Source organism: Alkalibacillus silvisoli, from assembly GCF_039521975.1.
In the GTDB taxonomy this organism is placed as follows: Bacteria; Bacillota; Bacilli; order Bacillales; family Alkalibacillaceae; genus Alkalibacillus; species Alkalibacillus silvisoli.
The window spans coordinates 45,200-58,587 of record NZ_BAAACZ010000017.1; the positions used below are offsets into that span (position 1 = coordinate 45,200).

General features: G+C 36.5%; 15 protein-coding genes and 1 riboswitch. Of the genes, 11 read left to right on the forward strand and 4 right to left on the reverse strand.

Features of this window, described 5'->3' with window-relative positions; genetic code table 11:
- The first annotated feature begins 202 nt into the window (after window positions 1-202).
- From ABDZ63_RS10535 to ABDZ63_RS10545, 3 genes are all read left to right on the forward strand, one after another.
- Window positions 203-1,423: an NAD(P)/FAD-dependent oxidoreductase gene (locus ABDZ63_RS10535; protein ID WP_343783484.1), complete on the forward strand. Its 1,221-nt coding sequence runs from the start codon at window positions 203-205 to the stop codon at window positions 1,421-1,423.
- Window positions 1,424-1,655: 232 nt separating this feature from the next.
- Window positions 1,656-1,973, forward strand: a complete 318-nt coding sequence (locus ABDZ63_RS10540; RefSeq protein ID WP_343783485.1) for a YuiB family protein — start codon at window positions 1,656-1,658, stop codon at window positions 1,971-1,973.
- 76 nt (window positions 1,974-2,049) lie between these two features.
- A complete protein-coding gene (locus ABDZ63_RS10545; protein WP_343783486.1) occupies window positions 2,050-2,709 on the forward strand; it encodes a 3D domain-containing protein in 660 nt (219 codons plus the stop codon).
- A gap of 264 nt (window positions 2,710-2,973) precedes the next feature.
- Here the strand turns inward: ABDZ63_RS10545 and ABDZ63_RS10550 are convergent, their stop codons facing one another.
- Window positions 2,974-3,447, reverse strand: coding sequence for a divergent PAP2 family protein (locus ABDZ63_RS10550; protein WP_343783487.1), 474 nt, complete (start codon window positions 3,445-3,447; stop codon window positions 2,974-2,976).
- 137 nt (window positions 3,448-3,584) lie between these two features.
- Between ABDZ63_RS10550 and ABDZ63_RS10555 the strand changes: the two genes are divergently transcribed.
- Complete coding sequence (locus ABDZ63_RS10555; RefSeq protein ID WP_343783488.1) at window positions 3,585-5,072, forward strand: leucyl aminopeptidase; 1,488 nt, start codon at window positions 3,585-3,587, stop codon at window positions 5,070-5,072.
- Window positions 5,073-5,143: 71 nt separating this feature from the next.
- Here ABDZ63_RS10555 and ABDZ63_RS10560 read toward each other — a convergent pair whose 3' ends face one another.
- The 3 genes from ABDZ63_RS10560 to ABDZ63_RS10570 form a co-directional block, all read right to left on the reverse strand.
- Complete coding sequence (locus ABDZ63_RS10560) at window positions 5,144-5,752, reverse strand: biotin transporter BioY (protein WP_343783489.1); 609 nt, start codon at window positions 5,750-5,752, stop codon at window positions 5,144-5,146.
- 248 nt (window positions 5,753-6,000) lie between these two features.
- Window positions 6,001-6,708 carry a purine-nucleoside phosphorylase gene (gene deoD / locus ABDZ63_RS10565; protein ID WP_343783490.1) on the reverse strand — a complete coding sequence of 236 codons (708 nt, stop codon included), beginning with the start codon at window positions 6,706-6,708 and terminating at the stop codon, window positions 6,001-6,003.
- 203 nt (window positions 6,709-6,911) lie between these two features.
- Window positions 6,912-7,715: a VLRF1 family aeRF1-type release factor gene (locus ABDZ63_RS10570; RefSeq protein ID WP_343783491.1), complete on the reverse strand. Its 804-nt coding sequence runs from the start codon at window positions 7,713-7,715 to the stop codon at window positions 6,912-6,914.
- Window positions 7,716-7,968: 253 nt separating this feature from the next.
- Window positions 7,969-8,109, forward strand: a riboswitch (FMN riboswitch).
- Window positions 8,110-8,144: 35 nt separating this feature from the next.
- Here ABDZ63_RS10570 and ribD point away from each other — a divergent pair.
- From ribD to ABDZ63_RS10605, 7 genes are all read left to right on the forward strand, one after another.
- Window positions 8,145-9,248: a bifunctional diaminohydroxyphosphoribosylaminopyrimidine deaminase/5-amino-6-(5-phosphoribosylamino)uracil reductase RibD gene (gene ribD / locus ABDZ63_RS10575; protein WP_343783492.1), complete on the forward strand. Its 1,104-nt coding sequence runs from the start codon at window positions 8,145-8,147 to the stop codon at window positions 9,246-9,248.
- On the forward strand, window positions 9,248-9,901 hold the full coding sequence (gene ribE, locus ABDZ63_RS10580; protein ID WP_343783493.1) for a riboflavin synthase: 654 nt from the start codon (window positions 9,248-9,250) through the stop codon (window positions 9,899-9,901). The genes ribD and ribE overlap by 1 nt, the downstream gene beginning before the upstream one ends.
- An 11-nt stretch (window positions 9,902-9,912) precedes the next feature.
- On the forward strand, window positions 9,913-11,100 hold the full coding sequence (locus ABDZ63_RS10585) for a bifunctional 3,4-dihydroxy-2-butanone-4-phosphate synthase/GTP cyclohydrolase II (RefSeq protein ID WP_343783494.1): 1,188 nt from the start codon (window positions 9,913-9,915) through the stop codon (window positions 11,098-11,100).
- A gap of 15 nt (window positions 11,101-11,115) precedes the next feature.
- Window positions 11,116-11,583, forward strand: a complete 468-nt coding sequence (ribH, locus tag ABDZ63_RS10590; RefSeq protein WP_343783495.1) for a 6,7-dimethyl-8-ribityllumazine synthase — start codon at window positions 11,116-11,118, stop codon at window positions 11,581-11,583.
- Window positions 11,584-11,674: 91 nt separating this feature from the next.
- Window positions 11,675-11,881, forward strand: coding sequence for a hypothetical protein (locus tag ABDZ63_RS10595; RefSeq protein WP_343783496.1), 207 nt, complete (start codon window positions 11,675-11,677; stop codon window positions 11,879-11,881).
- Window positions 11,882-12,048: 167 nt separating this feature from the next.
- Window positions 12,049-12,621, forward strand: coding sequence for a superoxide dismutase family protein (locus ABDZ63_RS10600; protein ID WP_343783498.1), 573 nt, complete (start codon window positions 12,049-12,051; stop codon window positions 12,619-12,621).
- Between the two features lie 150 nt (window positions 12,622-12,771).
- Entirely contained in the window at window positions 12,772-13,359 is a 588-nt protein-coding gene (locus ABDZ63_RS10605) for a hypothetical protein (protein ID WP_343783499.1), read from the forward strand.
- Window positions 13,360-13,388 lie beyond the last annotated feature (29 nt).

Below are 13,388 nucleotides of genomic sequence, written 5' to 3' on the forward strand. Positions count from 1 at the left end.
ATATAAATAGGTAATTATCTGAAACATTAGAAATCAAAGAAAGGGTTGAAAAACAAGTCAAAAAGTTCTATGATTATTTTTAGGTGAGTATTGCGTTTATTTGACAAATTATTACGTAACTACGTGAAGTAATTCACAAAGAACTTATTTATTTATTTTTTATTTCAATCTTTTTAAAATTTTTTGGATGGATGTGATGTAGATGAACAAACCGAACATTGTTGTTTTAGGTGCTGGTTATGGTGGGATCATGACAACTATTAAGCTTCAAAAGTTAATTGGTGACAATGAAGCAGACATTACATTAGTAAACAAGCATGATTACCATTATCAAACGACATGGTTACATGAAAACGCTGCTGGAACGTTACACCACGATCGTACTCGTATTTCAATTAACGATGTGGTTGATTTTAAACGTGTTAACTTTGTACAAGACACTGTTGAATCAATCGACCCAAGTAATAAGAAGGTAGTCTTAGAAGATGGCGAGCTTACATATGATTACCTTGTCATTGGATTAGGGTTTGAATCGGCAACATTTGGTATTGAAGGATTACAAGAACACGCATTCTCAATCAATAGCATTAATAGTGCCCGTTTAATTCGTGATCATATTGAGTATAACTTTGCTCAATATAACAATGAAGAGGGCGATCGCCAAGACTTAATTACCATTGTTGTTGGTGGTGCTGGATTTACTGGTATTGAGTTTGTTGGTGAGATTGCTAACCGTGTACCAGAGCTTTGTCAAGAGTATGATGTTGAGGCAAGTAAAGTGCGTGTCATTAACGTAGAAGCAGGCCCAACTGCATTAGCAGGCTTTGATGAAGAGCTTGTTGAGTATGCGATGAACCGTCTTGAAGAGAAGGGCGTTGAATTCCGTTTAGGCACAATGCTGAAGAAGTGTACTGAAGATGGAATTATTGTTGAGAAAGATGATGAGCAAGAAGAAATTAAAACGAGAAACATCATCTGGGCTGCAGGAGTTCGTGGTAATTCAATCGTTGAGGATTCAGGGTTTGAAGTGAGCCGTGGAAGAGTTCCTGTACGTGATGATCTACGTACACCAGATTATGATGATGTATTCGTTGTAGGTGACTGTGCGGTAATATTCAATGAAGAAACTGAACGCCCATACCCACCGACTGCCCAGATTGCGATGCAAATGGCAGACACAGTTGGTCATAATTTAAAACAATTACTTAATGATGGTGAAGATTTCGAATCATTTAAGCCAGATATTAAAGGTACAGTAGCTTCATTAGGTCATACAGATGCAATTGGTGTTGTCTTTGATGAGAAGAAGTTATATGGCCGTTCTGCATCAATTATGAAAAAGGTGATCGATAACCGTTACTTAGTAAAACTTGGCGGTGTTGGTTTGCTCCTTAAAAAAGGTAAACTAGATATGTATCACTAAATAGTTTGAACAAAGGTAGTTTCTCATAACTACCTTTGTTTTATGTTCTATGATTTTTGAAAATATTGTGACTCCCCAGTTTGAGGCTTATTAAAATTAGATGATCTATGATAGAATTGTTTTAGTTTGTTATACGTTAAAAAGATTTAAGTAGTGAAAAATTGATGTTTAATCACTAGAGAGTTTGGTGATTAAGACAGTTTTTCTTAATTGAAGTAGGAGGATCTCATCAATGGGGATTGTACAAGTCTTTGTGTTATCATTGTTATTTTTTGTTTTGTTTTTTGGAATTGCATTTATTTTGAACATGCTACTTCGTTCAACATGGGTTATGGCGGTTGTATTTCCGATTGTTGTTATATTCATTGTGGATGATGTAGCATTTACAGAATACTTCACACAGCCAGGCGAGGCGTTTCCGGCCTTGTGGCAAGACATAATTGGTCTTCAAGCTGTTGATTTATTTATTTTATTTACAGGTTTTGCAGGTACGATCGTATCAGGTATTGTCATTAGAATATTACGTGCAAAAGGTTATCAAATGTTTTAAAAATTCTGATAAAAATCTCGTTCATGTATAAAAGTTTCTAACTTTGGTTACGCTTTGTGGCAAAGAGGTGTTCACAATGAGTAATCAAATTAGAAACTTTTCTTTTTTATTAGTAGGAGTCATAATCATATTGTTCGTGGCTTCCTATTTCGTAACGAGCTCAATTCATAGTGAAGAAAACCGAGAATCGACGTCATTAAAAGTAAAGGGTGCAACAGAGTTAAGTCATAAATCTTTTGAGTGGACAGAAGAAGAAGCGGAAGATCAAGCAGTTGTAGAATTGGCTTCATTAGATGAAGAAGTTGCAACAGAAGTAGCCTTTAGACAGTTCCCAACTAAAACAGTTGTCGCAACAGGATATACTGCGGGGTATGAATCAACTGGTAAAACAGAAGGACACCCTTTATATGGGGTCACTTATTCAGGGTTAGATGTTCAACGAGAGACTATTTCAACTATTGCTGCTGATTTAAATGTTTTCCCTTTAGGAACAGTATTATATATCCCAGAATACGGCTATGGGATTGTAACGGATATTGGTGGTGCTATTACAGGCAATAAAATAGATTTGTACTATGAAACAGTTGATGAGGTATTTAATCAATGGGGAAAACGTGAAATCGATGTTTATGTAATCGAAGAAGGTGATGGACAAGTTTCAGAAGATGACCTTATTTATTGGGAAGAAGCTATTCAATCTGAAGCGGTTCCAGTAATAGGTGGCCAATATTATTAAAAATGAAGTAGGGCAAAATAATTGTCATAATAGAAAATCCGAACGATTCACCATAAATGAAATCGTTCGGATTTTTGTGCTGATAAAAAGGCCTGAACGCTGATAAAAAGACCTGGACGCTGATAAAAGTGCCTCGAACGCTGTAAAAAATCCCTAAGCGCTTTATAAAATTATCCGCTCGGGAAATTGCTGAACTTATACAATGTTCATATTTTAACAACACTTTATCTCTTAATATAAAGGCTCAAATTATGTTAAAAGGCATTATAATAAATTATAAGTGATTATAGCTAAGAAAATTCCTGTTAATGCACCAAAAAATACTTCAATAGGTTGGTGGCCTAATAATTCTTTTAACTCTTTCTGCTTTTCAGCTTCCTCTTTTTGATCCCAATGTTTAGCATCATCAACAATACGCTGAAAGTCTTTAACAAGTTGGTTTAATATAGTTGCATGTTCACCAGCGTGGCGCCTTATTCCAGTTGCATCATACATGACGATAATACTTAACACACATGAAATGGCAAAGTAAGGTGAATCCACCCCGTGTTCAATCGCAATAGTAGTTGTTAAGGCTGAAACAGCTGCAGAATGACTACTTGGCATACCTCCAGTACTGAAGGCTAAACCTAGGTTAATTTCTTTTGTAGCGATGAATTGAATGGGAATTTTAATAACTTGTGCAAAGATTACAGCAAATAATGCGATCCATAAAGGGGTGTTGTATAAGATTTCCATGATTTTGCCGTCCTTTCTCTCTAATTATCATCATACCCTAAAATCCTCACGTAAAAAACGGTTTTAAAAAAATAATTATTTCGAATTATGAATTATTTTGGTATGATAAATAATAATAGAGTAATGGAGGGGTTATTATGTTTAAAGTGACGAATGAGTCAATCGAAAAACATCGAACTGAAGCTTTAGTTGTTGGTTTGTATGAAGAAAATAAAGAGCTTCAAACAATTTATCAGCAATTAAATGACAAGCTTAACGGAGAGTTAGATGAATTAGTGCAGAGTGGAGATATTTCTAATCACAATAATTCAGTTTCAAAAGTACATACATTTAGTTTAATTGAAGCTAAAAGAATTTATTTCATCGGTTTAGGCAAAAGAGATGAGAGAACGGTTCATACGGTTAGAAAAGCCTTCGGAAAAGTATTCAAACAGCTATCTCAAGATAGAATTGGACAAGCTTCAATTCAGTTAGATAGTGTGATTACAGGTGAGGGGCAAGCTGATTATGTGGAGGCAATTGCTGAGTCAATGGCTATGGCACCCCATCAACTTCAAACATATCATACAGAGCGTGATGAGAAATCTATAGAGTTAACAAATATAAATTATTTAACTGAGCAAAGTGCTGGTGTTGTTGAAGCAGCGAATACGGGATATGCTTTAGGAAATGGAGCTAATATCGCACGTCATTTAGTTAATTTACCGGGAAATCTTTTGACCGCTTCTGATTTAGCCACATTCGCAGAAAATATTGCGGCAAAACATAACATAGAAATAGAAGTATTTGATCAAGCAAAAATTGAAGAGTATGGGATGGGGGCTTTATTAGCTGTTAATCAAGGATCAGAAGAACCCCCTCGTTTTATCGTTATGAAATACCAAGGTAAAGAGAAATGGGAAGATCCTGTTGCTTTTGTAGGTAAAGGGATTACGTTTGATACAGGAGGCTATTCATTAAAGCCTAAAGACGGTATTATCGGTATGAAAATGGATATGGGTGGTGCAGCGTCAGTTATTGGTGCTATGGATGCGATTGGCCATATTAAACCGAATGAAAACGTGATGGCGTTAATTCCAGCGACTGATAATATGATTAGTCACACAGCATACAAACCAGATGATGTGATCGTATCGATGAGTGGAAAAACGATTGAAGTACGTAATACAGATGCAGAAGGCCGCTTAGCGATGGCTGATGCTGTTACTTATGCTAGGCAAAATGGAGCAGTTAAAATTGTAGATGTTGCGACATTAACAGGTGGGGTCGTTGTTGCTTTAGGTGATCAAGTGACAGGAGCGATGACGAATAATGATGATTGGCTTAATGAGATTAAGCACGCTTCTCAACAAGTGGATGAACCAGTATGGCAACTACCTTATTTAGATGTATACCAAAAACAAGTAAGAAAAAGCCATATTGCTGATTTAAATAACTCCCCTGGAAGAAAGGCACATGCAGTTATGGCAGGGTGTTTTGTCGGCGCTTTTGCTGAGGATACTCCGTGGGTTCACTTAGATATTGCGGGTACAGCAATGGCTGATAGTGAACACGACCTAGGGCCTAAAGGGCCAACAGGAGTAATGGCTAGAACTCTGGCAAAAGCAATGATGAACGTTAAATAGAATATTTCAAGTCCATTTAATCAAAAAGCTAGGCCGTCTCTAAAGCCTAGCTTTTTGATAATGTATTTTTCTTAGGATGAGGTGCGAGTTGGAATGGATGAGTTAGCAGTTGATAAACGTCCAAGAATTTTAGGAAGTAACACCGCTGCTCCCATCGTAATTACAAAATCCTTTATGAAAAATGGAGTCATCGCCAGAATACCTTGATTTAACGTTAAAGGGACTTCTAATACAATATTAGTTGATGCGACCATGAATGGTGTACCAATGATATAGTTTGCTAAAAGACCAGCAAACGTAGCTATTAGATAGACTTTCACGTTTGGGTTTTGACTCTTCTCTACAATATAACCTGTCACCCATGCTATAGCTATAAAGGATAATAAAAAACCGCCCGTAGGTGTAATGAATGCAGTTGGACCTGAACTCATCTCAGCAAAAACAGGAACACCTGCAAGTCCAATTAACAGATAAACAATAACTGTAAAGCTACCTAACTTTTTACCTAAAATTAATCCAGCTAAAATGACAAAAAACGTTTGTAATGAGAGCGGTACAGAACCGGCGCCGTATGTAATCTTTAAAAATGGAAACCAAATGGCTATGTTAGCGCCGATCATAAATAATACAACAAATACGGACCCTAAAGTTAATTCGCTTGTACTAAATTTCCTTTTCATGACTCTTCCCCCTTTGTTGATATTAATATACCGAAAACGAGCTTTAATTGTCAACTTCATTTTGTTTTTAGGTGAACAATAGAGTGGTGAGGGGGTGTTGATCAGCGCTCAAGCATATTGTTATAGCGGTATCGAAAAGCAAAAAATCCGAACGAATTCATTTTATTGATTCGTTCGGATTTTCTATTATGACAATAAATTCATCCCATCATCTTACATGTAATGGCTTTAAAAGAGATTTCAACTGACTACTTAATCGCTGCATCTAATGCAACTTCGATCATATCGTTAAATGTCGTTTGACGTTCTTCAGCTGTTGTTTCTTCACCACTTAAGATGTGATCACTGACTGTTAGAACAGCTAATGCTTCACGATTATATTTAGCTGCGATCGTGTATAGTGCCGTTGCTTCCATTTCTACAGCTAATACATTATATTCAGCTAGTTTGTTGAATAACTCCATCGCGTTGTCACGATAGAAGCTATCACTAGTAAAGACATTACCAACACGTAAGTTTAAGCCGCGTTCTTCACCAACATCATAAGCATTCTTTAATAAACCAAAATCAGCAGCAGGAGCATAATCAATTCCACCAAACACCATGCGATTCATTTGCGAATCAGTTGTTGCAGTTTGCGCTAAGATGACATCACGTACTTTTACGTCTTCTTGAAGAGCACCACAAGAACCGACACGGATTAATTTCTGTACGTCATATTCTTGAATTAATTCATTAACGTAAATCGCAATACTTGGTACTCCCATTCCTGTACCTTGAACAGAAATGCGCTCTCCTTTATATGTACCTGTAAACCCATACATACCACGAACTTCATTGTAACAAGTTACATCTTCAAGAAACGTTTCTGCAATATACTTTGCACGAAGCGGGTCTCCTGGTAGTAAAATCTTATCAGCGATATCGCCCTTTTTAGCACCAATATGTGTACTCATTTAGCATTTCCTCCCTAAGTATTATTACTTAACTAAGCTATCATAAAAGAAACTCACAAACAATTTATAACATGTGGGATTAATTAATTCATTATTTTCAACCAACTTTCTATTGAAATATCTCACTCACATATTATATTTCTCTTTTAGCTCTTTTATATGTAAAGAAGAGCCGAACAACAGTTTTGTCCGGCTCGTGTTACCTACATGACTTCTTCAATAATTTTCATTTCTTCATGATCTAGCAAGTTTTTATTGATTTTATCATCGACTTGTTTGTTCATATTTCTCTCTAATTCATCTACTTCAACTGAACTACCAACTAAGTAGATAGCATCCCAATTATTGTTTTTAGCGTATTGATCGATTTTTGGTGCGATTGATTTATACCAACGCGAACGGTTCTCTTCAAATCGCTCAGCTAATTCGTCTTTTTTAGATGATTTTACACCACCAGACCCTAAATTGGAATCGGCATGGTGTGGTCCTTGGTGCTGTTTCCAATCCTCTGTGTTAAGGTCTAACTCATATAAAGTCGTATCGTTAACAGCACCTAACTCTGCATCAATTAATTTGATTTGTTCCTTTTGAGTTAAGACAATACCTGTTTTTGGAAATTGTTTATTTAATGATTTTAGTTGGTCTAATACAGGTTGATCTTCCCAGTGAAATGCTGTTTGTACAGGCATTTGTAATCGCTCTGAAAACCAGATGTCACCTTCACCAGTGGCAAAGATTACGACACTTTTCTTTAAATCTTTTTGGTGTTCATGCATATAGTTTTCAACTTTTTCTTTGACTGCCCAAAAGTTACGTTTTTCATCAGAGTCGCCATCTTTTTGTAAATAGTGCTCAAAGTTATTTAATCCGTTTTTAAGATGGATTTTCCACTCTCCACCTTGTTGGTCTTGATCGGCAAGGTCTGTATTTAAATACATGGTGAATACACGGTTTGGTTTTTCACTTTTGTAGTTCTCGAGTTGCTGTAATACTTTTCTTAGTGCCATTTTGAATCCACTCCTTTTCGTGTATTTGTTTGTCCCATTCCCATTAGAAAAGCAAGATAAACAATGATTTAGAGAAACTTTGCTAACTTATAAAACAGTTTTATAGCATAATCGAAAAATGTAGTTTATAATAAAGTTGTTTATTTATAAACATTGAATTGTTCAACTGTTGGGCAAATTAATTTTGAAATTAAGCCATTCATTTGAATGATCTAAGTAGGAGTTTAATGTATTCAGTCATTATATCTGAATACTGATTCTTCGGGGCAGGGTGAAACTCCCGACCGGCGGTGTTGAATCGAGTTTGATTCTTAGTCCGTGACCCGTATTCGTTACGGTGGATCCAGTGGGAATCTGGGGCCGACAGTTATAGTCTGGATGGGAGAAGGATCAGATCGTTAATCCGGTGAAACTAAAGGGGGTTAACGATTGAAAGACGAATCATTTTATATGCAACACGCAATTGATTTAGCGAGATTAACTATTGGACAAACGAGTCCTAATCCTTCTGTTGGAGCAGTCATCGTAAAAGATGGGGTTGTGATTGGTACTGGAACCCACTTCAAACCTTCTAAGCCACATGCTGAGGTTTATGCTCTAGAGCAAGCACAAGAGTTGGCTAAAGGTGCGACGATGTTTGTCACATTAGAGCCATGTGCTCACTACGGTAAGACACCGCCATGTGCTAAAGCCATTATTGATTATGGAGTTAAGAAGGTTTATGTCGCAACCCTAGACCCAAACCCAAAAGTGGCAGGTAAAGGTGTTCAATGGTTAAGAGATGAAGGTATAGAAGTAGAAGTTGGCTTGTTTGAAGAACAGGCACAACAAATTAATCAAAAATTCTTCCACTTTATGAAGGATAAAAAGCCATTTGTGACACTTAAAACTGGAGTTTCGATGGACGGTAAAACGACAGCGAACAGTGGTGATAGCAAGTGGATTACGAGTGAAGAATCAAGACATGATGTCCATATAAATCGTCATCTTCATGATGCGATTTTAGTTGGAAGTAAGACCGTTTTACGAGATGATCCTCAATTAACCACCCGTTTGCCCCACGGAGGTTTAAACCCTACACGTATCGTTCTGGATACGAACTTATCGATTCCTTTAAATGCTAATTTATTAACAGATGATCAAGCGAAAACGATTATAGTATGTGCCCAATCAGCAAGTGATCAAAAAAAGCAATCAATCCAAGCAATTCCGCACGCTGAGGTTTGGTGTATCAATCAAGATCAGATTGATTTAAATTGGCTATTAAAAATGATGGTAGAACGAAAAATAATGAGTGTTTATGTAGAAGGTGGCTCAACTATTCATTCACAATTTATCCAAAAGAAGTTATTTAATGAAATCCATTTATATATGGCTCCAAAACTAATTGGTGGTGAGTTTAGTAAAGCATTTTATAACCAATTAGGTTTTGAAGAAGTTGAAGATTCTGTTCGAGTAGAATTTTCAACTGTCGAAATGATCGGGCCAGATATTAAAATTACAGCAAAACCTCAAGTGAAGGAGGTCACTTAATGTTTACTGGGATAGTTGAAGAAGTAGGTACTATTAAAAGTATTACACAAGGTTCTGAATCTTTGCAGTTAACAATTGATGTAAAAAAGATTACTGAAGATGTCCGGCTAGGCGATAGTATTTCTGTGAATGGCGTTTGTTTAACTGTCACAGACTTCACAGACACAGCATTTAATACAGATGTTATGCCAGAGACGTTCCACCATACAGCGTTAAAAAGTTTAACAGTTGGTTCAAAGGTTAATTTAGAACGTGCGATGCCAGCAGATGGTCGTTTTGGTGGTCATTTTGTATCTGGGCATGTAGACGGATTGGGTAAAATTGTTAATCGTGAAAAGAAAGATAATGCTGAGTATTTTTACATTGAAGTCGATTCAGAACTTGCTAAATATATGATGTTAAAAGGCTCAGTTAGTGTAGAAGGTACTTCATTAACAATATTTGGATTAGAAGACAACACTTTTACGATTTCTTTAATTCCACATACACAAGATGAGACGATCCTAACGACTAAATATACAGGTGATCTCGTTAATATTGAGTGTGATATGTTATTAAAATATGTTTTCCAATTAATAAACCCTGAAAAAGAGGAGAAAAAGCAAGGGGTATCACTGGAAGCATTGCGTGAAGCAGGCTTTCTTAATCAGTAGGAGGGGCGTTAATGTTTGATTCTATTAAAGATGCTATAGAAGATTTAAAGCAGGGGAAAGTGGTCATTGTTGTTGATGATGAAAATAGAGAAAATGAAGGTGACTTTGTAGCATTAGCTGAACATACAACACCAGAAGTCGTTAACTTTATGGTCAAAGAAGGCCGCGGTTTATTGTGTGCGCCAATTACACAGGAAAAGGCTAATCAATTACAATTAGAGCTAATGGCTGATGTAAACACAGACAGTCACGGCACGGCATTTACTGTTAGCATTGATCATGTTGAAACAACAACAGGAATAAGTGCAGCTGAGCGTTCTAAGTCGATTATGCGTTTAGCTGAAGATGATGGGGTACCAACTGAATTTAAAAGGCCAGGTCACATATTCCCACTAATTGCAAAAGAAGGTGGCGTTCTGCGTCGTGCTGGTCATACAGAAGCGTCAGTTGATTTAGCAGTCTTAGCAGGAGGTAAACCAGCTGGTACTATATGTGAAATCATGAATGAAGACGGCAGTATGGCAAGGGTGCCTGAGTTGCGTCAAATTGCTGATGAACATGATTTGAAACTAATTACCATTGAAGATTTGATTAAATATCGCCGTATGCATGAAAAACTGGTTGAGCGCGCTGTTGAAATCAATCTTCCAACTTCTTATGGTGATTTTAAAGCCATTGCCTATACAAATGTTATAGATGGTAGAGAGCATGTTGCGTTAGTCAAAGGAGAGATCACACCGGCTGAACCTACTCTTGTTCGTGTGCATAGTGAATGTTTAACAGGAGATGTGTTTGGTTCGAATCGTTGTGATTGTGGTCCACAGTTAGATGCTGCTTTATCACAAATTGAAGAAGCTGGTAAAGGTGTTTTGTTATATATGCGCCAAGAAGGTCGTGGAATTGGCCTGTTAAATAAACTAAAAGCATATAAGCTTCAAGAAGAAGGTTATGACACAGTTGAAGCAAACGAGAAATTAGGCTATCCGGCTGACTTGAGAGACTATGGGATTGGAGCTCAAATTTTAGAAGACTTAGGTGTTCGTAAAATGAGCTTATTAACAAACAATCCACGTAAAATAAAAGGACTTTACGGTTATGACTTAGAGATTGTCGAACGCGTTGGCTTAAAGATGGAAGCAAACAAAGATAACGAAAAATATTTAGAAACTAAACGCGATAAATTAGGACACTTATTTTAAACAGGAGGATTACTCATGAAAACATATGAAGCAAGCTTAGTGGCACAAGATTTAAAAATTGGCATTGTTGTAGGGCGTTTTAATGCATTTATTACGGAAAAATTACTAGATGGTGCAATAGATGGTTTAAAGCGTCACGGTTTAACTGAGGACAACATTGAGGTTTCCTGGGTACCAGGTGCTTACGAAATTCCGTTAGCAACTAAGAAAATGATTGAATATGGCGATTATGATGCTGTCATCACCCTAGGTACGATTATCCGTGGGGCAACACCACACTTCGATTATGTAAGTGGTGAAGTAGCAAAAGGAACTTCATCAGTAAGTCTTGAAACAGGTGTACCTGTCATTTTCGGAGTTCTAACAACAGATACAATAGAACAAGCAGTAGAGCGTGCTGGTACTAAAGCAGGCAATAAAGGTTATGAAGCAGCTGTAAGCGCAATTGAAATGGCAAATTTATTGACAGAGTTTAAGAAGTAGATTGTCATAAAGATGAAACATTAATTTATGAATGTTACACGGAGTTCTGATACAATGGCATTAATAGTGATTAGAAGTAGGTGTATGCATTATGATGGATTTTCTTTATTTTCCAGAGGATAAAACATTATATATCCCAGCAATTCTAACATTAATTATATTTATGATTGGTGCTTATATGTTTTATAGATGGATTATTAAAGTTTCTAGTAAAGAGGAACAATCTTTTAATGAGAGGTTTTCTAACGAAGGCCAAAACGATCAGCATAATCAAGAAATCAATTCAAAAGAACATTAAATTATAACATTTAAAAAGAGGTGACCCCAAGAGATCGCCTCTTTTTTCATAATAGTAAGTTGTAAAGAAAGGTAATCAGAATATTAAAAACTAATTAGATAAATAATTACATAGTTAAAGTTTAAATCCATTTTATTCTACCCATAATAAAATTAGAGGTGATAAGAATGAAATGGTTTTATTTGTTAGGATTGGTCTTTCTCCTATCAGCTTGTCAGGAAGAAGCCCAAGTTACAACGGCAGATATTATTAATACGGATTATGATGTTATTGGTGAAGTAACTTTAACTGAAGATGCTGAAGGGGTAGAAGTAGAGGTAGAAGTTGTCGGTTTAACACCGGGATTCCACGGTATACATATTCATGAAAACCCTGAATGTGTTGGTCCTACTTTTGAAACAGCTGGTGGTCATTGGTCAATTGATGAAGAAGCAGAGCACGGGTTGATGCATCCAGATGGCCCTCATATTGGTGATATGCCGAACATTCTAGTTGAAGATGATGGTTCTGCTACCTTTGATTATGTTCTAGAAGAAGCAACTTTATTAGATGGTAGAGGATCTTTCTTTAATGAAGATGGTGGGAAGTCTTTAATTATTCATGAAGATGAAGATGATGGCATTAGCCAACCAGCAGGTGATGCCGGCGATCGTGTAGCGTGTGCTGAATTAACGCAAGAAGACGATGCTGAGGAAACAGATAACCCTGCTGAAGGTGAGGAAGAAGAGGAGGAAGAATAATAATAATCAATTAAGACCGAATAAATTGTAGTCACAACAGTCTATCGATTCAAGTTCAAACTTGATTTAATAGGCTGTTTTGTTATTTTAAACTCTGGATAGGTATGTTAGACTGTTTAGCAAGTAATTCTAAGGGAGATCCTAAATTAAATGTATAAAACAGTATTATTTATAATTGTTGCTTTACTCACTTTAAGTGCTTGTAATAATGATAATACAATTACTTCGACTGATTTATCCGAATTAGAAAACACGATCTTAACTGTAACTTCAGAGCGTTCTAGTGTGCATGAGTTTAATATTAATGATGATTATGAAAGAGTAGAAGTATGGGTGGAGAAGTATGTTGAAGGAGAGTTAGTATCGGGCGATTCTGGAGGAATGAGAGCGGGTGTTCAAGATGATGGGTATATTATATTTGGAACAGAAATAGACACGGATTCAAAAGAGTTTTCATACGACCTTGGTGTAAGTAGCGGTGGTTCAATTGTTTCAACTAAAGGGAATGATCTTATTTCAGAAGAACAACAGACACAAGCGAGTTCTTGGGCTAGTAAATCATCAGAAGAGATACCAATTGATCATGAGCATGAATTGGCTTTAGCTATTGCAACTTTTACCTTTTCCCCTGATGAAAACATGGGAATGCCTGCTGACATACTTTCAAACTTTGATGAACATAAGGATCAATTTGATGTAGCGTATGTACTTAAGCTCGAGTTTTTAAGTGAAGAGTAATTATAAACCCGCTTGGTTCTAAGGTTTCC